Here is a 21,531-nt window from a genome sequence, read left to right as displayed (position 1 = left end):
TCCGGTGCCGTTGACCGACAACGGTTGGCCGGCGAACGGTTCGAGGCGGCTGTACCCACGCCTCAGTACCGAACATAGGAGGTACGGTCAGTTCAGCAACGTGAAAGGAGGGGGTCAGGAAGAAGCCGTCGGTGCCGGGGAAGATGGTGCGAATCCATCACGGTGCCGCCACTGTAAGCGGGGAGCGACCCTGCACGAACGCCACTGTTCCTCAGTGAGCAGCGAGTAGCGAAGACCGAGCAACTCGGCAAAGCTACCAACTATTGGTTGTTAGCCGTTTGCTTTCGGAACGGGAAGGCGCAGGAGAGCGACGATCCGCGAGTCAGGAGACCCAGCCGACGGTTGAACCCCACTCAGCCCTTCGAGCATAAGGGAGGTGGCTCATGTCTTTTTTATGTGTATGGAAACGTGTTCTGGTCGCAGGTGTTCTGCTCGCTTTGGCCCTGTTGTCGGAAGGGGCACCCGCTGACGCGGCGCAGGATCATATGGAGCTTGCGCAAGCGGAGGCGGAGCCGACGGTGAAGACCGAACCCGTCGTGATTAGCGCCACGAAGACGCCGGTGCCGGTCAGCCATGTGACGAGTGCGGTCGAGGTCATCACGGAAGAGGATCTGCAGAAGCAGAAATTGAGGACTGTGGTGGATGCCTTGCGGTTGGCACAGGGACTCGCGGTGTTTTCCAGCGGGGGGCCGGGAACGAACGCCACGGCGCGGATACGCGGCGGAAGCTCGGCTCAGACGCTGGTGCTCATCGACGGCGCAATCGTCAATAGTCCGACCCTGGGTGGATATAACCTGGCCAACCTGACCGTCGACAATATTGAACGGATCGAGATTCTTCGCGGCGCCCAGAGCATGCTATGGGGGTCCGATGCCATGGGCGGCGTCATCAACATCATCACCAAGAAAGGATCCGGGACGCCGGCGGTCGGCGGGTTCTTCGAGTACGGGTCGTTCGGGTCGATTCGCGAGGGCGGCCAGGTGAGCGGGAAAAAAGGGCCGGTTGATTTCAGCATGACGCTGTCCCGGTGGGATTTTACCGGCTTCTCAGCGGTGAACTACCGGCGGGGGGCGGCCGAACGGGACGCGTATCGCAATTGGCAGGTCTCCTCCCGCGTCGGGATCGACCTGCCGACGGACGGCCGGGTAGATCTGACCTTTCGCTGGATGAACGGCGACATTCATCTCGACAACATCTCGACGCCCAGCGATGTCTTCGGGTCTCGGATGCGCAGTCATGAATTCATCTTCAGCGGCAGCTATGACCAACCTCTGACCGCGTGGTGGTCGCAGAAAATCACGTTGGCCCGGGCGCAGGACGCGTCGCTGTTTTTGCCCGGCACGCTTCAGCGGAATGTCGTCACCGGCGCGCTTAGCGTGCCGTTCGGTACTCCCAACGAAACGCGCGTCCTGTCCAACCGGATCGAAGTCCAGGAAAATTTTAAGATCGGAGAGCCGCTGCTGCTCACGGCCGGCTATCAACTGCGGGATCAACAAGGCGAAAACGATACTGGTCTGGCGAACAAAATCATTGCTTCCCATGCCGGATTCGCGCAGGTGCAGCTCGAGCTGTGGGAACGGGTGTTCACCACGGCCGGCGTGCGGCACGACAGCTACAACGTGTTCGGCGACGCGACGACGTATCGGGTGACCGGCGGGTATCTGCTGAGAGAGACCCGGACGAAAGTCCGCGGCAGCTACGCGACCGGGTTCCGCACGCCGACGTTGAATCAGCTCTTCTTTCCCAATTTCGGGAATCCAAATTTAGGGCCGGAGAAAAGTCAGAGCATGGATGTCGGAGTGGATCAAGATCTCCTGGGCAAGCGGCTTCGCCTGAGCGGCGGCTTCTTCTGGAACCGCTACCGGGATCTGATCGTCACGACGTTCGATCCGGTCGTGTGTGCGCCCTTCAGCACGTTCGGATTTTGTCCCATCAACATAGGGGACGCCTCCACCAAGGGATGGGAAGCCGGATTCGTCTATGTGTACGAGAGCGACCGTTTGTTTCTGAAGGGACTGGATCTGCAGGGCCAATATACCAATACGCTGACGCGAGATCTGGACACGAACCGGCGGCTTCCCCGGTGGCCGGTGGATCAGTGGAGCGTGATGGTCGGGTACGTTCCGGTCGCGCCGCTTCGGGTCACGCTGAACGGGCGCTATGTCGGCTCGCGTTTCAACACCACTGGCGACAGGCAAGGCATGAAGGCGTTTGACGTGTGGACGTTGATCGCCACCTACGACCTCAGCAAGCGCGTTCAAATCTTTAGCCGTGTCGAGAATCTTTTCAATGAAAAATACGAAGAAATTCTCAACGCCGGAACACCCGTACGGTCGGTGTTCGCCGGCATAAGAGTCAGCTACGACGTCAAGTGAGGGGCCGTTGTGTCTAGAGCGCGGCTTGTCATCGCCGGCACCCACAGCGGGGTCGGCAAAACGACGGTCACCCTGGCGATCTTGGCGGCTCTGCGCGCACGGGGCCGCCGGGTTCAGCCGTTCAAGGCCGGGCCGGATTTCATTGACCCTGGTCATCATACAGCCGCGGCCGGACGGCCTTCGCGTAATCTGGACGGTTGGCTGCTCGGCGAGGCGCTTAACCGGGAGATCTTCGCCCGTGCCGTGGCCGATGCGGACCTGGCGATCATCGAGGGAGTCATGGGGCTGTTCGATGGCGCGTCGGCGACGAGCGAGTTCGGCAGCACCGCCGAACTGGCCAAACAATTGGCGGCGCCGGTCTTGCTGGTGCTCGATGGGAGCGCGATGGCCCGGTCGGCGGCGGCGATGGTCCAGGGCTATGCGCAATTCGATCCGAACCTTGGCCTTGCAGGGGTCCTATTCAACCGCGTGAGGGGCGAAGGCCACTATCGTCTCCTGAAGGAAGCGGTGGAGGCGACCATCAGGGTCAGGGTCGTGGGCTATCTGCGACCGGATGCCGGGTTGACGATTCCTGAGCGTCACCTTGGGTTGACGACCGCCATCGAAGGCGTCTCACAGGAGCACTATGAGCGGCTGGGGCGGGCGTTGGCCGAGACCGTGGATCTCGATCTTATCGAGGAATTAGCGAAGTCGGCCGGGGAATTCCCGTCGTCTAGCGGTTCCTCTTCCCTTGCTCTCTCCCACGTTCGAGGGAGGGATGGGGTGAGGGTTCGGGTCGGTGTGGCCCATGATCCGGCCTTCTGCTTCTACTATCCGGAGAACCTCGAGCTGCTGGAAGCTCACGGGGCCGAGCTGGTGCGGTTCTCGCCGGTCCATGATGAGGCCTTGCCTGAAGCGGATCTGTTGTACCTGGGCGGCGGCTATCCGGAACTGCACGCGGACACCCTGGCGGCCAATAGGGCGATGCGGCAGGCGATTCGGGAGTACGCGGAACAAGGCGGGGCGATCTATGCCGAGTGCGGAGGCCTCATGTATCTGACGGAAGCGATCAGAGACTTCGACGGTCGTGCGCACGAGATGGTCGGCCTCTTTCCCGCTCGGGCTGTCATGCGGCGGGAGGAGCAGACCATTGGATATCGTCGGTGTACGGTCGCTCGTCATTGTATCCTCGGCGAACCCGGGCTGACGATCAGAGGACATGAGTTTCATCACTTCTGTTTGGATCCGACCGGTCCGCTCGAGTACGCCTGCACCGTGACCGACGCGCGCGGGTGCGAACACCGTCCGGACGGGCTGATCACCGGGCACGTCGTCGCCCTCTCGACCCATCTCCATTTCGCCAGTCAGCCGGAACTTCCGCGCGCCTTGGTCGCATGGGCGCACGCGAAGGCTGCGCTGCATGCGCCTTGAAGAAAGGAAGGATGGTCATGGCGGTCGATCCTGCGGAACATCGGGCGAGGATGCAGCGGCTCAAGGCGTCCGTGGATCGACGCATTCAGGCCGCGCAACAGGAGAAGGGGCTGGTGATCGTTCATACCGGCGCCGGCAAGGGCAAAACGACAGCGGCCTTGGGGATGGCGTTGCGCTGCATCGGTCACGGCATGAAGGTGGCGATCGTCCAGTTCATCAAGGGCGCCATCGCGACTGCGGAGGAGCGAACACTGAAATCATTCGGCGATCGCGTGGTCTTCCTTCGGATGGGCGAAGGCTATACCTGGGAAACCCAAGATCGGGAACGGGACACCCAGGTCGCCCGGCAAGCATGGGCGACTGCCTGCGATTTCCTCCGCGACCCGTCCTGCGGGATGGTCATTCTCGACGAGCTGAACATCGCGCTGCACCATGAGTACGTGCCGCTGGACGACGTGCTCGCGGCACTGCAGGACCGCCCGCCGAGGCAGCACGTCGTGATCACGGGGCGGGGCGCGCCAGCGCAACTGGTGGACCACGCTGATCTCGTCACGGAGATGAAGCCGATCAAGCATCCGTTTCGAAAGGGCATTAAAGCTCAAGCGGGGGTTGAGTTTTGAAGGGGCCCGTCACCAAGACGTGCGAGCACTGCGGACGCGCCTTCGAGTGTGGTGGCTACCAGTGTTGGTGCGGGAACGTCGGCATTACCGAGCGGCACATGGACTGGATCTCAACTCGCTTTCACGATTGCCTCTGTCCGGATTGCTTGAGGAAGGTTGCTGCGGGTGAGCTGGGGTCCTCTTCCATCACCTCGGTCAACGCACCGGAGGCAGCATCCTGACGAGTTCATGTCGAGCAACGGAACGTTCTCCGACCCTGAGCGTAAGGCCGTGTACCGGGCAATCTTCGAGCGGCGGGATGTCCGGCGGAACTTCTTGGCGGTGCCGATCCCGGATGACGTGCTGGCCCGGCTGTTGACCGCGGCACACCAGGCAGGGTCCGTGGGGTTCATGCAGCCGTGGGATTTTGTGATCATCCGGGAGGCCGTCACCAAGCGCGCGGTGAAGGCGTTGTTCCGCGACGCCAACGCTGCAGCTGCCCGGCGCTACCGCGGTGCCCGCGCGGCCTTGTATCGGACTCTTAAGCTCGAGGGCATCGAAGAAGCGCCCGTCAATCTTTGCGTGACATGCAGCCGCCGGCGCGGAGGACCGCATGTGCTGGGACGGTCCACGGTGCGCGACACGGATCTCTATAGCACGTGCTGCGCCATCCAAAATCTGTGGCTGGCCGCGCGGGCCGAGGGCGTCGGGGTCGGATGGGTGAGCATCCTGGATCATGAAGCGTTGAAGCGGGTGCTTGGGATCCCCAAGCCCGTGACCGTCGTGGCGTATCTCTGTCTCGGCTACGTTTCCGACTTTGCGGCGCAGCCGGATCTGGAAGCGGCAGGATGGCGAACGCGGATTCCGGTCGCGCAACTCATTCATTACGAACGATGGGGAAACAGGAGACAGGCTGAGGTTCAGGTTTTGAGGCCGGCAATGGACCCTCAACCTTAACCCGATCCTCAACCTGACATTTCAGGAGGGATCATGCGCATCACCAAGGTCTATACCAGGACTGGAGATGCCGGTAAAACACGGCTCGCCGGAGGGCAACAAGTCTGGAAAGACAGCTTGCGGGTTGAGGCCTACGGTACGGTCGATGAGCTGAACGCCGCGGTCGGCGTGGCTCGGGTGTTCAACGCGCAGCAGGCCGGTGCTCAGCCTTGGGTGACGCGACTGGAGGAGAACCTTCGGTGGATCCAGAACAAGCTGTTCGATGCCGGCGGGATCTTAGCAACCGCTCCCGGCCAACGTTTCAGGCATATGCCGGAGGTCACCGAACAGGACGTGAAGCAATTGGAAACGCTCATCGATACCTGCCAGAAGGATTTGACCCCATTGAAAGAGTTCATCCTGCCGGGTGGTGGAGTCGTCTCTGGGTTCCTGCATCAGGCTCGCACGATCTGCCGCCGCGCGGAGCGGGTATGTGTGCGTCTGTCTCGTGAAGAAGTGGTCGAGCCGACGATCATCAAGTTTCTCAACCGCCTCGGCGACGCCCTGTTCGTGCTGGCGCGCTGGACGGCTAAGATGCAGGGCGAAGCCGAGTTTCTCTGGCAGCGAAGCGGGCGCGACGGGCGGGAACGGCGAGAGGAGCAAGACGAGTAGGAGCGGAGGAGGGTGTTAATGTTTATCGTTGTGCAAGGATCGCGATGAGGTGGGGCACACCCGCGCACGCCAGGCGCCGCGCCGCTCGTGAGGGATTGAAGGGGCAGCTGATCCTGGTGATCGGCGGCGCGGCTTCTGGCAAGAGCCGGGCGGCGTTGGAACTGGCGGGAAGCGCAAGGCCGCGAGCGTTTGTGGCGACGGGGCAGGCTTTGGATCGGGAAATGGCCGAGCGCATCCGCCGTCATCGGGCCGCCCGCTCAACCGACTGGGTGACAGCGGAGGTGCCGCTCGACGTGGCTGAATGGTTCCGGGCATACGGAAGCCGGTATCGCGCCATTGTGCTGGACTGCCTGACCCTCTGGTTGAGCAACATGCGGAGCGCTCGCGCGACAGGACCGCGAGCCTTTGCAAAAGTGGAAGAACTGCTCCGGGCCATCCGGGCGACAAAGGCTCGCGTCATCGTGGTGACCAACGAGCTTGGACTGGGCCTTGTTCCGGTCAGCGCGTCGGTCCGGGCCTTTCGGGATCTCGCCGGTCGGACTAACCAGCAATTCGCCAACGAAGCCGATGAAGTGTACTTTGTCGTGAGCGGCCAGCGGCTGCGGATCAAATAAATGAGCCACCGGAGGACGAACTGCATGGCAACCCTTCAGGATGTCATACAGAAAATCCAGCCACTCGATCAGGACTGTGAAAAACGAGCGCAAGCCCGCCTGGACCGGCTGACGAAGCCGCAGGGAAGCCTGGGACGTCTGGAAGAACTGGCGGTGCGGTACGCGGCCATCACCGGCGAGATCCATCCCAAACTCCCGCGAGGAGCGGTGTTCACATTCGCGGCCGACCACGGCGTGGCCGCCGCCGGCGTCAGCGCCTATCCGCAGGCCGTCACGGCCCAAATGGTCCTCAATTTTTTGCGCGGCGGCGCCGGGGTGAATGTCTTAGCCCGTCACGTCGGCCTCGAGGTCCGCGTCGTCGATATCGGCGTGGCGCATGACTTCGGGCGGATCGCTGGGCTCATCGATCGGAAATTGATGAAGGGAACAGGCAATTTCATGCATGAACCGGCGATGAGCCGCAAGACCGCTGAGCGGTCGTTACTGGTGGGGATTGAACTGGCCGGCCAGGCGGCGGCGGAGGGGATCGGCGTGCTTGGCACCGGGGACATGGGGATCGGCAATACGACGGCGAGTTCGGCCATTACCGCCATAGTTACCGGGAAGCCAGTCGCTGAGGTAACGGGGCGGGGAACCGGCATCGATGCCGCGACGCATGCACGCAAGGTGTCCGTGATCCAGCAGGCCCTGGAACGACACCGTCCCGATCCAGCCGATCCGATCGAGGTCTTGGCGAAGGTCGGTGGTCTGGAAATCGGCGGTCTGGCCGGCTTGATCCTCGGTGCCGCGGCGGTGCGGATGCCGGTTGTACTGGACGGATTCATTGCCGGGGCCGCCGCCTTGATCGCCGTTGGGTTACAGCCGCGCTGCCGAGACTATCTGATCGCCTCGCATCGGTCGGCCGAACCTGGGCATCGGGCGGTCCTCGATCATCTGAAGCTTACCCCACTGCTAGACCTCGATCTCCGGTTGGGAGAGGGAACCGGTGCCTGCCTCGGCATCGCACTCTTGTTCGCCTCATTGAGGGTGCTCACGGAGATGGCCACCTTCGAGGAGGCCGGCGTTTCGGAAAAGAGCGAATAACCAATCACGAAGCGCACTGCTCACAACCATCGGATCGGACCCACGTTCTTTGCAGGTCGCTGTTCGCTGCTCGCGATGAGCTATCGCTATGACACGTCACTTCCTGATCGCGTGGCATTTTCTGACCGCCGTTCCGCTTACCCGACGGCACTACGCGCCTGCCCCCCATGAGCTGGCCGCCTCGATGGGATGGTACCCGATGGTCGGCCTGATTCTGGGAGGGCTGATAGCCGTAACTGATCTTCTGATGGACAGGCTGTTCACCCCGGAGGTCGCCAATTTACTCTTACTGCTGGCGCTGGTCTCCGTCACCCGCGGTCTGCATCAGGACGGATTGGCGGATACGTTGGATGGACTCGCCGGAGGTCAGACTCCGGCGGAACGACTGGCCATCATGCGGGACGGGCGGATCGGCGCGATCGGCGCGACCGGTCTGTTTTTCGCGCTGGCTTTGCGCTACGCGGGACTGTTGGCGTTGCCGTCTCAGGTCCGCTTTCCAGTGCTGCTGTGTATGCCGGCATTCGGCCGATGGGCCATGGTGGTCGCTGCCTGGGCGGTTCCCTACGCCCGAGCCGAAGGCGGCTTGGCCGCGCCGTTTCTCGATCATCTTGCGCCTCGCCACGTCGTTGCGGCCTCCCTGGTCATCGGGGCCCTGTTGTCGACGCTGTTCGGACTCGGCGGTGCGGTGACCGGCTTGGTGGGCGGCGTGGTGCTCGCTCGCGCCTGCACTGCGCTCTGCAGGAGGTGCCTCGGAGGCGTGACCGGCGATACACTCGGCGCGACGAACGAAGTGGTGGAGACCTCGTTCCTGTTGGCCGGGCCGGCGCTCCTGGGGCTCCGATGACAGCCGTCGAGTTGATGCTGGCTTGCGCGCTGGATGCGGTGTGCGGAGATCCGCGCTGGGTCCCGCACCCGGTCCGCCTCATGGGCTGTGGAATTGCCTGGTTGGACGGCCGTGTTCGCTTATGGTGCCGTAACCCGGCCAGCCTGCGCGGTGCCGGACTCGTGCTTGCCGCCGGGCTGCCCTGTTTCTCCTATGCTGCCGGTTGGCTGGCCATCGAAATCGGCGCCGCGTTCGGAGATTGGGTCGGGAAAGGCGTGGCCGTGGTCCTCGCCTACACGACGCTTGCGGCAAGGGATTTGATTGACCATGTCAGGGCCGTCGAGCGGGCGCTCGTATCCGGTAATCTGTTGAGGGCCAGAGAGGCGGTTTCGCTGATCGTTGGGCGCGATACCCGGACGCTGGATGAAGTGGAAATCATCCGCGCGACCGTCGAGACCATCGCCGAAAATGCGTCGGACGGGATCATCGCCCCGCTGTTTTACTTGACGCTCGGCGGCGCGCCCTTGGCGCTGGCCTATAAAGCGGTGAACACGCTGGATTCCATGATCGGTCATCGCGATGCGCGATACGAGCACTTCGGCTGGGCGTCGGCGCGACTGGACGATCTGGCTAATTGGCTGCCTGCGCGCTTGACCGCCTGTTTGATCGTCGCAGCTGCCGGACTTCTCACGCAGCGTCTCGACGTCGTAAATGCAAGCTGGCGGATCCTTCGGCGAGACGGACACCGCCATCCCAGTCCGAACAGCGGGAGGCCCGAAGCCGCCATGGCGGGCGTGTTGGGGGTCCAGCTCGGCGGGGTGAATTATTATGATGGACGACCGTCCGAGCGCCCTCGGCTCGGCGATCCGCGACGGGCCTTAGCGGTCCAGGATATCCGGCGGGCCTTGCACATCACGATCATGACCGCGGTCCTGGGCGTGCTGCTCGCCCTCCTTGTTCTCCTCCGATGAAGAGCGACGGCGGCCACGGTGGAAATGTGTACGCGGCGTCCCGCGAGCTGGGAATTTCCATCGCGCGGATGGTGGATTTCAGTGCCAGCATCAATCCGCTGGGACCTTCGCCGCTGGCGCTGCGGGCGATCAAGGATGGGCTCGCGTCGCTTCAGCATTACCCGGACCCAGATTGCCAGGCTCTGCGATCCGCTCTGGCTGAACGATGGGAACTGTCTCCTGATCGGTTCGTAATCGGCAACGGTTCAGTGGAGTTGATTCACGTGCTTCCTCGCGCGCTGAAGTTCCGGCATGTGCTTGTGCTGGGCCCCACCTTCTCCGAATATGCGCGGGCAGTCAAACTGGCAGGAGGCGCGGTCGAAATGGTGATGGCCAGACACTCGGATGGCTACAGGCCTCCCCTCGACGAGGCGCTTCGCCGGATTTGTGCAAAGGACACGCGGATCGATGCAATCGTGTTCGGCCATCCCAACAGTCCGACTGGACAGGCATGTCCAGTGACCGAGGTGCTCCGTCTGGTGCGCGCGGCCGAAAAACGATCGGTATGGGTGATCGTGGACGAAGCGTTTGTTGAGTATTGTCCTGATCGATCGCTTCTGCGCTATGTCCCGGGTCATCCTCGGGTTGTGGTGCTTCGGAGTTTCACCAAGTTTTACGCGCTTCCCGGACTTCGAGTGGGATATGCAGTGGGCTCGAAGTTGGTGATTGAAACGATCCGCCGCCATCTGCCGCCATGGACGGTGAATACGCTGGCCCAACACGCGGCCGTAGCCAGCTTGGCCGATCGCCGGCACGAACGACAAAGCTCGACGTTCATGGATCGGGAGCGCGCACGGTTTATCGCGCGCTTAGGCTCCATCCCTGGCATCACAGTGTATCCTTCGGCCGCCAATTTTCTGTTGGTCGAATTGCCGCCGGAGCGGCGAGCCTCGGCGATTGTCGCTGCGCTCCGGAAGGACGGGCTGCTGATCCGTGACTGTTCGACCGTCCCTGGTCTGACTGAACGGACGGTCCGGATTGCGGTGCGGATTGCTGAGGACAACGCTCGCTTGGCTTCGTTTCTTTCATCGCTGCTGAAAGGATGAGTCCATGGAGCGGCATAGTTCGAACTGGTTGGGATCGTATTATCGGGTGATCGGGACGACGTTGGTCATCGATCTCGGTCATGCCAGACCGGTTTTATCCTCCGCCCCGCACCGCGGAGGATTCGTTCGGATCCGGTATATCCTCAATCATCAGGTCGAGCTGCTGCCTGAGGGGAGCCAGTCGAAGAACTGGTGCGATCCTGGACGATATCTGACCCGGGTGGCCGCTTCGCTTGGGATCCACCACCGCTGTGTCGGATTCATGACGGCCGTGCCGATGACTCGATTGGTGATGCTGCGCGAAGAGGACAAACGCTGCGGTCTGTGGGTGGAGTGCTTCTGTACTGTTGGTGTGACCAACGCGGTGAAGGCGGGTGAACCACCGGTGGAGCCCCAGTTCCGCCGCCCGCTCGGCACCATCAACATCATTCTGGTGACCAATGCGCGCCTGGTCGCCTCGGCCATGGTCGGAGCCGTGCAGGTGGCGACCGAAAGCAAGGCGGCGGTGTTGCTTGAGCGGGTGGTCCGCAGTTCGGTCAGCGGGGAACTTGCGACCGGCACGGGCACGGATGCTGTGGCGGTTGCCTGCGGTCTGCGGGGAGAGGGGCCAGTGCTTCGATACAGCGGGACCCATACGGAAATCGGCGCCATGATCGGCCGTGTGGTGCGGCAAGGTGTGCAGTTGGGATTGGATCGAACGGACCGGCGGTCGAACGGCTATCGCTCAGGAACGAGGGGGTAGAATGGTCGCCACGGCCCGAAGCTTGATGATTCAAGGCACTGGCTCCCATGTCGGCAAGTCTGTCTTGGTGGCGGCACTGTGTCGGCTTTTCGTTCGAAAAGGGCTCCGTGTCGCGCCGTTCAAGGCCCAAAACATGTCGAATAACTCGTTTGTGACACCGGATGGAAAGGAGATCGCTCGGGCCCAAGCGGTACAAGCCGCTGCTTGCCGGCTCGCGCCGAGGACCGATTTCAATCCGATCTTGATTAAGCCGGCCGGAGAACAACAGGCTCAACTGGTGGTGGACGGCGCGGTCGCCGGCTCTTTAGAGGCCTCGGATTTCGGACGGATCCGTCGAGAGTTTGAGCCGGCGGTCCGAGCAGCTTTTCTCCGTCTGGCAGCGGAATTCGACCTGGTCATTCTCGAAGGGGCTGGAAGCCCAGCTGAGGTCAATCTGCGCGAGCATGATCTCGTCAACATGTGGATGGCACGCCTGGCCAATGCGCCAGTGATCTTGGTCGGCGACATTGATCGGGGCGGGGTGCTGGCGGCGCTGGTCGGAACCATGGCGCTCTTAAATGGCGACGAACGGCGACACGTTAAAGGCTTTGTAATCAATAAGTTTCGAGGCGATCTTAAACTATTGCTTCCTGGGATTCAAACGGTCGAAGATGCCATTCAACGACCTTGCTTGGGGGTACTTCCGTATTGCCAGACAATCGTTCTGCCGCAAGAAGATGCGCTGGAATGGGCGATGTTGTCTCGCGTTCCGACGCGCGGAGACATCGTGATAATCGGCGTGGTCGATGTGCCCTTTCTCTCCAACTTTACCGATTTCGAGTCGTTAGCGCTCGAGCCGGACGTGTATCTGCGACGAATCACTGGCTCAGACGCCGGGGTGCCGGACGTGTTGATCTTTCCAGGCACCAAGAACACGCCGCAGGCTCTCCGGTTCGTCAGAGAACGCGGCCTGGATCGGTTAGCTCGGCGAGTCTTGGCTGCGGGGGGAACCGTGCTGGGGATTTGCGGAGGATATCAGATCCTGGGCCGTCGGATCTTGGACCCAGACGGCGTGGAATCGTCTGACCGAGAATTGGAAGGTTTGCACCTGCTGAGCGCCGACACGACGTTTTCGAGCCACAAGATCACGGTCCCGGTCGTCGGCGTGCATCGGGGCTTTGGAGCTCCTGTCCACGGCTATGAAGTCCATATGGGACGAACTGTTCTCAGAGACGGGACGGCGCCGTTTCTTGACGTGCGCCAGCCCCACGAGTTGTCCTACCGTCCGGACGGCGCGAGATCGCCGGACGGGCGGATCCTGGGAACCTATGTCCATGGGCTGTTCGATGCTCCGGTGTTTCGCCGATGCTTCCTCAATTCCATCAGAGAAAGGCGCGGACTGCCGCCGCTCGAGCCGACCACCGGACCTTCCTTTGATGACGGCCTCGATCAGTGGGCCGATTTTGTCGCTCGGCACCTCGATGTGCCACGCATCGAAGCCCTTATCAGCCAGCCTGTTTGACTGCGGCCTTGCCCGGATCACTGTCTCGACCGTTGCGTGATCCTCCCGATATCCATTCCCTGCGCTTGGCTGCAGGCGAGATGCCCTGTTCTCGGGTAATCACGCATTTCTTCCAATTATTGAGTTCCAAAAATCGTCACGAGATGGACAACGAATGGACGGAAACAGACGAGAGCGGACAGTTTTTCCCTCTTCCGGCGAAGCACCTTCGATGCTTCTGAGTCCGTGCGACTTCGACAATATTTTCAGGCGTTGAGTGATCTATGAGAAAACGATGGCTGGGGCTGAACTTATGTCGGCATAGAAGTTGCTGAAGACTTCGTTCCGGGCATTGCCCCTTCTTCTTATCTATCAACCGGTATGGGATCCACGCCGACTCACACCGCAGTCTCCGCGTTCCGTTTTTCGGTTCGCGCTTGTCCGGCAGCTATAACTCAGACTCAAGACGTCAAGAGATCCCATCCAAGGAGGATGTCATGAGCGTGCGAGTCACTGCGCTGATTCTCGGGTTGTCCGCGAGCCTGACGCTTCTGGCTGCGGGTGCGCCAGCCGCGGACGAGGCTGAAACGGCGGACCTCTTGATCAAGTTGTTGAAGGTCGGGCGCAAAGTGGTCTCTGAGCATCAACCACTGATCAACGATGCGTCCAAGGGCAACAAAGGATTCACCCAGGATTTCCTGGCCAGCCAAGTGATCGAACGGTTCAGGCAACAAACGAAGATCGATCTGAGCAGACCCAACGGCGTTCCCAGCGCGTCGATCCTGCTAAGTCTGCTCGAAGCGGAGAAAGAAGTGGTCGATGAAGCCCAGCCGGTCATCAACAAACAGGGCGTGGGATTCAAAGGATTTCTTCCGGCGGTGTTCGCTCGCAAGGCAGGAGAAAAGTTCTATCGAAAGACCGGGATCCGGCTGAAGCTGACCGGGACGGAATACCGGTATCCGGGCAACAAGCCCGATGAATTCGAAGCCGAAGTCTTGCGCATGTTCGCCGATCCCCGCCATCCCAAAGGGCAGCCTTACAGCAAAGCGACAATGGTCGGCGGCAAACCGGTGCTGCGGGTCATGGATCCCGAATATGTGACGCCGACGTGCTTGACCTGTCATGGCACTCCGAAAGGGGAGCGCGATATCACAGGGATGAAAAAAGAAGGATGGAAAGAGGGGGACTTGGCCGGAGCGATCAGTTTGACGATGCCGCTGAAATAGTGGTGCCGTGACTCTTCGGTTTCGGGCGACAGTTGAATTGAAGAGGGCCCGAGGATGACCGGGCGTTCAAGAAGGAGGAAAAGCGAACCATGAGCAAGATCGTCGTTGTGGATGATTCCTATGCGGAACTGCAAATGATCGAAGGGTATTTGAAGTCGGCCAACCACACGGTGGTGTCCTACCCGAACGCCGACAAGTTGGAAGAAAAACTGGCGACCGAGAAGCCTGACCTTATTATCCTTGACGTGGTGATGCCTGGCCGCAACGGGTTTCAGGCCTGCCGTGATCTGAAAAATGATGACCGCTTCAAGAACATCCCGGTTGTGCTGTGCACCTCGAAAGGGCAAGAAAGCGACAAGTTTTGGGGACAGCAGCAAGGCGCCAACGGGTATGTTGTGAAGCCGTTTAAAGCCGAGGACTTGCTGGCGGCCGTGAAGCGGGCGCTCAATTGAGCGCCCGCCCCCCGTGGCCGGCATCGTTGACGAGGATGGAACTCGCAGAAACCGCCCCATCCCAGCTTGGCCCCGCTGTGGAACCGTCGGCGGGAGACACGCCACACCGGATCTGTCTCATCACGCTCGGAGGGGAACTGTTCGCCGTCGACCTCAGGCACGTGCGCGAGGTCTTCGAGGTGGAATCTGTCACACCGGTTCCGGGTATGCCCTCGACCCTCACCGGCGTCGCGAATCTCAGAGGCACCGTCATGCCGCTGGCTGATCTCCGTCCTGTACTGGGTTTGCCCGCATCCGGTCCGCGACCCAAGTACGCCGTCGTTGTTCAATACGACGCGCAGCAGGTGGCCGTCTTGGTCGATCAGGTTCCTGAGATTCGCACGATCCGCGCCGGCGAAATGCTGGAAGCTTCCACACGCGGGACCAAGGGCGTCAGGCCGTTCGTTTCGACCATTGTCAAAGTCGACGAGCGAATGAGCGGGTTCATCGAGATTCGGACCTTATTGGCTTGCGTGGAGGCAGGCGAAGGCCATTGAACGGCGGCAAAGATGCTGGAAGCGTTGGGTAAGACATCTTCCAATGACTTGCGTTGTTGCTGAGGAAGTGGAGCGAGAAGGAGGGCGCCATGGCGCGGCAGAGTGCGACACAATGGGCGATACAGACGTGGTTTAAGAATCTGAAAACCCTGCCCAAGCTGGCTCTCGGGTTCTCCAGCGTAGGCGTGGTGATGATCACGGTCGGCGTCATCGGTCTGGTTGGCCTCCAGCAACTGCGGGAGCGGTTGAGAATCGTATACGAAGGATCGACGCAGGCCTTGGTCAATCTCGGAGCCAGCAGCAGCAACCTGGGGTTGTATCACGACGCGATTCTGAATGCCGGCCGGGTGACCAGGAAATCCGATTTCGAGGACGCGGTGCAGCCCCTGGCGGATCTGAAGCGCAAAACCCTGGAGCCCCTTGAAGCCTATGCGCAAACGCAGTTGCGAGAGTCTTCCAGCGGGCGGAGCGAAGCCAAGGACTTGGAGCTTCTCCGGAAAGCCCTGGCCGAATACTTTTCTTCCGCCGAAGGCGCCATGAGCGCGTTCGGCGACAGCTTTTCTCCGACGTTGAACGAAGACCAACGCCAGGCGATGCGGGATCTTGGAGGACTGGCTCTTTCGGTAGAAGTCGCCAATAAGTACAACGCCGCCACGGTCCAGGTGCGAGAGCTCCTCACGACCATTCGAGAGATCGCCAAGGATCTGAACGATCAGGGACAAGCGGAAGCGACATATCGAACCCGAATCGTGCTCGCCGGCGCACTGCTCGCGATCATCATCGGCGGTACGATCGGATATCTCTTGGCGCGGTTTTTCTCGCGGGGCGTCATTCACATCGCGCAAGTGGCCGAACAGGCTGCGGCCGGCAATCTGCAAGCCCGAGCCAAGGTAGATAGTACGGACGAATTGGGGCAGATGGCCAAGGCGTTCAACGCCATGCTTGACCGAATCACTGCGCTTGTCCAGACCGAGGAAGAACGGGACGCTATGCAGAAGCGCCTGATGCAGTTTCTGGTGCTGGTCTCGGAAGTCGGCAAGGGAGACCTGACGAAACGCGGCGAGGTCACGGCTGACATGTTCGGGAATTTGGCGGACGGCTTCAACCTGATGTTGGGACGGTTCACTCAGTTGATGAAGCAGGTCCGGGAAGCGGCGGAACGTGTGAACAAGTCGGCGAGCGCATTGCGGGAGACGGCGGGGCAGATGGCCGGCACGGCCAAACATCAGGCCGACGAATCCGTGAAAACCTTGGCCGCCGTCGAACAGCTTGCTCTGTCCATGCGGCAAGTGGCCGAGACGGCCGGGGCGTCTTCCGAGAGCGCCAAACAAGTGCTGCAGGCGACCGAGCGCGGGCGCATCGCGGTGCAGGAAACCGTGCAGGACATGCAAAGCATCCGGGCGGCGGTGCAGCGGATGTCCAAGCAGGTCAAAGCGCTGGGCGATCGCTCGTTGGAAATTTCTCAAATCGTTTCGACGATTCGCGACATCGCTTCGCAGACTAACCTGCTGGCTTTGAACGCCGCCATCGAGGCGGCCGGTGCGGGCGAAGCCGGAGCCCGGTTCGCCGTGGTCGCGGATCAGGTGAGAAAGCTGGCCGAGAGCTCGACCCAAGCCACCCGCGAAATCGCGGATCTGGTGAAAGTGATCCAAACGGAAACGCAAGACGCCGTCGTGGCGATGGAGCACGAGACCCAGGCGGTGGAGGCCGGCTCGGCTTCGGCGCTTCGGACGGGCGATGTGTTCAAGGAGATTTCGGCGATTGCCCAGCGATCGGCGGAGTTGGCCCAAAGCATCGCGAACGCGGCCGCCGAGCAAACCGCGTCCACAGACAAGGTAGGCCGATCGATCAAAGACTTTACCGGAGGCGCAGTGGCGACGCAGAGAGCCACAGATGCCACGCGACACACGATCGAAGACATGGCCAAGCTGGCCGAAAGTCTGGCGGCCTCCGTCGCACAGTTCAAGCTGGCCTAGCGAACCAACGGCGAGGACGTTCTTCCACCCGAGCGGAGGAGGAAGCGGGAATGAGCGGCGACTTCGATCGGGAGTCCTTGATTAGCATTTTTGTGGCCGAAGCTACGGACGGTGTGACGACCCTGTGGACCGCCCTGCATCCCGCTGAACAGGCGCTCCCGACAAAGGAAGCGCTGCAGGAATATCACGTGATCGGCCACAAGCTGAAGGGAGCCGCGCTGATCTATGGCTATTCCGGTCTCGCCAAGCTGGGAGAAACGCTGGAAACTGTTCTCGAACGGGCGTCCGCGGTCGCGCAATCGGACTGGCCTCGACTCGTCTCGGCCTTGCGAGAACTCGTCAAGCTCTTTCGTTCGCAGCTTGAGGTGATCGGGCGCGGTGGACAGGAGGATGCCGGCCTGATTGAAAAATGGATGCAGCATTGGGTTGAGTTAGCGCCTTCGTCCTGCGCCCACGCACCAAGCGATGCCGGGGCCGAAGGTGAATTGCTGTTGTCTGCCGATTATCTGGTACCGAAGCTCGATGCTGAAGCGCTTTCTTATTTTGCGCCTGAGGCGCAAGAATACCTCGAGGTCATGGAAGGGCTCCTGCTTCGGTTGGAAAAGAGTCCCGAGGATGCGGAGAGCATCCAGCATTTGTTTCGCACGGCGCATACGCTGAAAGGATCCGCCCACACAGTCGGTTTCCAGGCAATCGGCGATGTCGCGCATCCAGTCGAAGATTGCCTAGGAGCCGTCCGCGAGGGCCGGCTTCGGATGTCTTCCGGGCTCATTGATCTGATATTAAAGGCGGTCGATGTGATCCGGGCTTTGATGCGCCGGGATCCCAGCAATCTGGAGCGGCTCCGACAGGATGTGCTGACGATCACAAAAGCGCTGCGTCAAGCTGGAGACGGTGGACGAGTTGAGGGCGGCCAGGTCTTTCCGGAGGACCTGCCGCATCGGGCTGTGCAGGTTCACGAAACACCGACTCTTCCGTCCATCCGGCAAGAAGTCGTTGCCGAGGAAAAAGAATGGCCCGACACCTATCTTGCTCCAAATCTTGACCCCGAAGTGCTGTCGTACTTCGCTCCTGAAGCGCAAGAGTACATCGAAACCATCGAAGCGCTGGTTCTTCGACTGGAGAAAGAGCCGCAAGGCCGGGATACCATCCACCAGCTCTTCAGAACCGCCCACACCCTGAAGGGATCCGCTTATACGGTCGGCTTCCAAGCGATCGGCGATCTCACACATCACGTCGAAGACTTCATGGGAGCGGTGCGGGACGGGCGAGTCCAGGTTATGTCTGGCCACACCGATATCATTCTCCGTGCCGTCGATGTGGTTCGGGTCTTGATGCGGCGTGATCTCAGCGCGATTCGACAAACCCGAGAACGTTTTGCGGCGGTGATGCGGGATTTGAAGAGGTTGGACCAGCTTCAAGCGGTCCAGAGTCCTTCGGAGAATCAGCAGCTAGTCGAACCGACCCGTCCGGCACAAACGAACGATCAACAAATGGGCCACGAGGCCCATCAGCAGAAGGGTCATGAGCCTAAAGGACAGGACGGGCGGGAAGTGATTCGGGTCAGTCGCGATCGGTTGGAACGCCTGCTGAACCTTGTCGGTGAGTTGGTGATCGGTCGCGGCCGTCTTGAGCAACGCCTGCTCGTCCTCGAGCAGTTGTCGCACCAAGTGTTAGCGTGTAAAAACCGGCTGCTGGATTCCGTGCGAACGTTCGAGGACAAGCATGCGTTTTCCTACACCCTGCCCACCATTACATCGGCGTCTGTCGAATCCACCTCGCCAGTGTTTCAGGGGCTCAGCGATTTCGGAACCTTGGAATTCGATAAGTACGACGACTTCAACATTCTCGCTCGACGCATCAGCGAGATCACGGCCGACATCAGCGAGTCGATGGCTCAGCTCAGCGGGTCGATCCGGCGCGCTCGAGAGGATATGAGCCAGCTTCAACAGTTGACGCTCAGTATGCGGGATGAAATCGCCCGAGCTCGTATGGTTCCGATCGGTTCGCCCTTCACCCGGTTCAGCCGGGCGACAAGAGAGATGGCTCGCGCGACGGGCAAAGAGGTCATTTTGGTGACCTCGGGTGAGCACACGGAGGTGGACACGGGCGTCGTCGAGCGGTTGGTGGATCCGCTCATTCACCTAGTCCGCAATGCCGTCTATCACGGGATCGAGCCGACCGCGGTCCGAGTCGCTCAGGGGAAACCGGCCCAGGGCACCGTCTATTTGCACGCGGCGCATCGTGGCAATTCGGTGATCATTGAGGTGGAGGATGACGGAGCCGGTCTCGATATCGACAGAATCAGGGCGAAAGCGGTCGCGTTGGGCCTCGTCAGACCGGAGGTCGCGCAGTCTCTGCCGGAATCGGAAGTGAGTAAGTTCATTTTTTTGCCGGGGTTTTCGACGGCGGAACAGGTCGGCGATCAGGCCGGACGCGGAGTCGGGCTGGATGTGGTCAAGCGGGTGATCGAAACGATGAACGGACACCTCGACGTCGAATCGGTTCGAGGTGTCGGAACCAAGTTTACGCTGCAGCTTCCACTGACCCTGCTCATTGCCACTGCATTGATAGTGCGTGTAGGGCCCGAACGCTATGCGATTCCGTTGCCCAGTGTGAGAGAGGTTACGATGCCGTTTCCGGGATCGATCCAGCGGGTGGCGGATCGCACAATCCTGCGTATTGGCGACGAAGCGATCGAAGTGCAGCCCCTTCAGCGGCTGCTGCAGATGACGACGGAATCGTCAGAGGGGCTCACGCCCATTGTGATCGTTCGCACCGCGTCCGGTCCATTTGGTCTCACGGTCGACGAATTGCTGGGCCGTCAGGAGATCGTGATCAAGACGTTGGGCACGCTGAAACCGCTTCAGCGTTCCTGCTTCAGTGGCGCTACGATCGATCCGGAGGGCCGTGTGATTTTGGTGCTGGACGTCGCCAGGCTCGTCGCCGGGCCAGGCCATGAGCCGATTGCGTGGTCGGAACAGGCCGTTCCGCAGCTCGAGTCGGGCGAAGCACAGAGAAATCCAAGCGGAATACCCGAGGCAGTCCCTTCGGACTTGCCGATTCTCCTTATCGATGATTCGCTCAGCATTCGAAAATTTGTGGGGCGGATGCTCGAATCCGCTGGCTATCGCGTGGACACGGCGGTCGACGGCGAAGACGGATTGCGGAAGGCCTCAACTCAGGCGTATCGCCTGATCATCACGGACTTGGAGATGCCCAAACTCAACGGCTATGAAGTCATCCAAGCGTTGAGGAGCCGACCGCAGACTCAAGCTACGCCCATCCTCGTTATGACGACTCGCGCGGGCGAAAAACATCGACAAATGGCTATCAGCATCGGCGCGACCTCGTATATCGCCAAGCCGGTCGAGGAGCGAGCCCTAGTCCGCGAGATAGGACGGTGGATCGGGCAAGAAGCGGCTGCAAAAGTTTAAGTGAAGAACGGTGAGGCCGATCATCCGTCGTCCGCGCGAGGCTCCAAACGTTAAAGAAACGGAGATTCCGGCAGGAGTCCAGCGTGAGTCTTCGAGGTCATAAGACCGTCGCGACCTCTGTCTGCCCCAGCGTGCGGCTGCTCGTCGTGGACTTTGGGAATACGCACATGGCAGTACCGGCTGACGCGGTCCGCGGCATTTTACAACCGGAGCAGGTGTCCGACAACGATGTCCTGTGTTTCCTCGGCGTGAACTATCCTCTTATTGATCTGGCTCGGCCTTTGAGCCTTCCGCGAAAGACGTCTGGTGCGGACGTACGAGTGATTCTGTGTTCCGAAGGAGACTGTCACTGCGCCTTTCAGGTCGACCAAGTGCTCGGGCTGGTCGAAGTCGGGCGTCTCAGTCTGTTGCCGCTGCCGCCGCAGTTCCGAGGCGAAGAGCGCCGGTGGTTCGACGGCTTGTTTTTGTTCCGCGAAACGGCGGCTCTGGTCCTGAATTGCGGGTGGATTCTGCAGGGAGGGCGTCGGACCTCGACGGGGAATCGGCCTGATGCGATGTGGACGTCTTCGCGGGCAGCTCCGAGCGTCCACGGCGCGGATCCGCCGATCCAATGCGTGGTGGGATGAACCGGGTGCGGGATGTTAAGGAGCCTGCGGCAAAAGTCGGAATCCAAGCGATCGAGAGCGTGCGGCTTGGTGGTGTTTTCTGTCGGAGGGCAACGCATAGCCGCCAGGGCGGAAGAAGTAGGCGGAGTGTCGCATTGGCCTCCGACCATGTCGGTTCCCAGCGAAACCCCCTTTGTGAAGTCCGTGGCTCGACGCGGCAAAGAAGTCTTGCCGGTCTTTGATTTCGCGGCAAGACTCAACGTTCACGTGCAAGGTACGGCGCCGCTGTGCCTGGTCGTCAAGCACGAAGATGGTCCTATGGCTATTTGTGTCGACGAAGAGATTCCTGCTCTGCAGATGGTCGAGCCTTCCGCCGTTCAGCCGTACAACGGGCCAGATCCCGACATCGTCGCTACGTATGTCGGCGAGGCCGATCGCATCCCGGTCTATTCGTTAGCCACGCTCGGCAAGGTGGGTGCCGGGAAAACGTCCACGTAGGAGTCCGTGCC

At 61.0% G+C, this 21,531-nt stretch carries 20 protein-coding genes and 1 riboswitch; all 20 genes read left to right on the top strand.

What is annotated here, in order from left to right; all coding sequences use genetic code 11:
* The first annotated feature begins 112 nt into the window (after positions 1 to 112).
* A riboswitch (cobalamin riboswitch) is annotated at positions 113 to 354 on the top strand.
* A 29-nt stretch (positions 355 to 383) separates the two neighbouring features.
* The 20 genes from ACWHTU_RS11110 (at position 384) to ACWHTU_RS11015 (ending at position 21,520) form a co-directional block, all read left to right on the top strand.
* Positions 384 to 2,375 (top strand): TonB-dependent receptor plug domain-containing protein, encoded by a 1,992-nt coding sequence (locus ACWHTU_RS11110; protein WP_447859425.1) that lies wholly within the window; start codon positions 384 to 386, stop codon positions 2,373 to 2,375.
* Between the two features lie 9 nt (positions 2,376 to 2,384).
* Positions 2,385 to 3,785, top strand: a complete 1,401-nt coding sequence (locus ACWHTU_RS11105) for a cobyrinate a,c-diamide synthase (RefSeq protein ID WP_447859424.1) — start codon at positions 2,385 to 2,387, stop codon at positions 3,783 to 3,785.
* A 17-nt stretch (positions 3,786 to 3,802) separates the two neighbouring features.
* Entirely contained in the window at positions 3,803 to 4,405 is a 603-nt protein-coding gene (gene cobO, locus ACWHTU_RS11100; protein ID WP_447859423.1) for a cob(I)yrinic acid a,c-diamide adenosyltransferase, read from the top strand.
* Entirely contained in the window at positions 4,402 to 4,626 is a 225-nt protein-coding gene (locus ACWHTU_RS11095; protein ID WP_447859422.1) for a cysteine-rich CWC family protein, read from the top strand. The genes cobO and ACWHTU_RS11095 overlap by 4 nt, the downstream gene beginning before the upstream one ends.
* A 7-nt stretch (positions 4,627 to 4,633) precedes the next feature.
* Positions 4,634 to 5,341, top strand: coding sequence for a 5,6-dimethylbenzimidazole synthase (bluB, locus tag ACWHTU_RS11090; protein WP_447859421.1), 708 nt, complete (start codon positions 4,634 to 4,636; stop codon positions 5,339 to 5,341).
* Positions 5,342 to 5,374: 33 nt separating this feature from the next.
* A complete protein-coding gene (locus tag ACWHTU_RS11085) occupies positions 5,375 to 5,992 on the top strand; it encodes a cob(I)yrinic acid a,c-diamide adenosyltransferase (protein WP_447859420.1) in 618 nt (205 codons plus the stop codon).
* 44 nt (positions 5,993 to 6,036) lie between these two features.
* Positions 6,037 to 6,606: a bifunctional adenosylcobinamide kinase/adenosylcobinamide-phosphate guanylyltransferase gene (cobU, locus tag ACWHTU_RS11080; RefSeq protein ID WP_447859419.1), complete on the top strand. Its 570-nt coding sequence runs from the start codon at positions 6,037 to 6,039 to the stop codon at positions 6,604 to 6,606.
* A 24-nt stretch (positions 6,607 to 6,630) separates the two neighbouring features.
* Positions 6,631 to 7,689 carry a nicotinate-nucleotide--dimethylbenzimidazole phosphoribosyltransferase gene (gene cobT / locus ACWHTU_RS11075; protein WP_447859418.1) on the top strand — a complete coding sequence of 353 codons (1,059 nt, stop codon included), beginning with the start codon at positions 6,631 to 6,633 and terminating at the stop codon, positions 7,687 to 7,689.
* Positions 7,690 to 7,777: 88 nt separating this feature from the next.
* A complete protein-coding gene (locus ACWHTU_RS11070) occupies positions 7,778 to 8,533 on the top strand; it encodes an adenosylcobinamide-GDP ribazoletransferase (protein WP_447859417.1) in 756 nt (251 codons plus the stop codon).
* Complete coding sequence (cbiB, locus tag ACWHTU_RS11065; RefSeq protein WP_447859416.1) at positions 8,530 to 9,483, top strand: adenosylcobinamide-phosphate synthase CbiB; 954 nt, start codon at positions 8,530 to 8,532, stop codon at positions 9,481 to 9,483. The genes ACWHTU_RS11070 and cbiB overlap by 4 nt, the downstream gene beginning before the upstream one ends.
* A gap of 26 nt (positions 9,484 to 9,509) precedes the next feature.
* Entirely contained in the window at positions 9,510 to 10,568 is a 1,059-nt protein-coding gene (cobD, locus tag ACWHTU_RS11060; protein ID WP_447859415.1) for a threonine-phosphate decarboxylase CobD, read from the top strand.
* Between the two features lie 4 nt (positions 10,569 to 10,572).
* A complete protein-coding gene (locus ACWHTU_RS11055; RefSeq protein WP_447859414.1) occupies positions 10,573 to 11,310 on the top strand; it encodes an adenosylcobinamide amidohydrolase in 738 nt (245 codons plus the stop codon).
* A 1-nt stretch (position 11,311) separates the two neighbouring features.
* Entirely contained in the window at positions 11,312 to 12,811 is a 1,500-nt protein-coding gene (locus tag ACWHTU_RS11050; RefSeq protein WP_447859413.1) for a cobyric acid synthase, read from the top strand.
* 476 nt (positions 12,812 to 13,287) lie between these two features.
* Entirely contained in the window at positions 13,288 to 14,016 is a 729-nt protein-coding gene (locus ACWHTU_RS11045; protein ID WP_447859412.1) for a Tll0287-like domain-containing protein, read from the top strand.
* Between the two features lie 89 nt (positions 14,017 to 14,105).
* Complete coding sequence (locus ACWHTU_RS11040) at positions 14,106 to 14,468, top strand: response regulator transcription factor (protein ID WP_447859411.1); 363 nt, start codon at positions 14,106 to 14,108, stop codon at positions 14,466 to 14,468.
* A 35-nt stretch (positions 14,469 to 14,503) separates the two neighbouring features.
* Complete coding sequence (locus ACWHTU_RS11035) at positions 14,504 to 15,004, top strand: chemotaxis protein CheW (RefSeq protein ID WP_447859410.1); 501 nt, start codon at positions 14,504 to 14,506, stop codon at positions 15,002 to 15,004.
* A gap of 89 nt (positions 15,005 to 15,093) precedes the next feature.
* Positions 15,094 to 16,980, top strand: a complete 1,887-nt coding sequence (locus tag ACWHTU_RS11030; RefSeq protein ID WP_447859409.1) for a methyl-accepting chemotaxis protein — start codon at positions 15,094 to 15,096, stop codon at positions 16,978 to 16,980.
* Between the two features lie 50 nt (positions 16,981 to 17,030).
* Positions 17,031 to 20,417: an Hpt domain-containing protein gene (locus ACWHTU_RS11025; protein WP_447859408.1), complete on the top strand. Its 3,387-nt coding sequence runs from the start codon at positions 17,031 to 17,033 to the stop codon at positions 20,415 to 20,417.
* An 83-nt stretch (positions 20,418 to 20,500) separates the two neighbouring features.
* Positions 20,501 to 21,043, top strand: a complete 543-nt coding sequence (locus tag ACWHTU_RS11020) for a chemotaxis protein CheW (protein WP_447859407.1) — start codon at positions 20,501 to 20,503, stop codon at positions 21,041 to 21,043.
* A gap of 12 nt (positions 21,044 to 21,055) precedes the next feature.
* Positions 21,056 to 21,520, top strand: coding sequence for a chemotaxis protein CheW (locus tag ACWHTU_RS11015; RefSeq protein ID WP_447859406.1), 465 nt, complete (start codon positions 21,056 to 21,058; stop codon positions 21,518 to 21,520).
* Positions 21,521 to 21,531 lie beyond the last annotated feature (11 nt).

The sequence above is a fragment of the Nitrospira calida genome, from assembly GCF_976986435.1.
The sequence above is the reverse complement of the archived record's forward strand: the minus strand, read 5'-3'. Positions and strand labels throughout refer to the sequence as shown.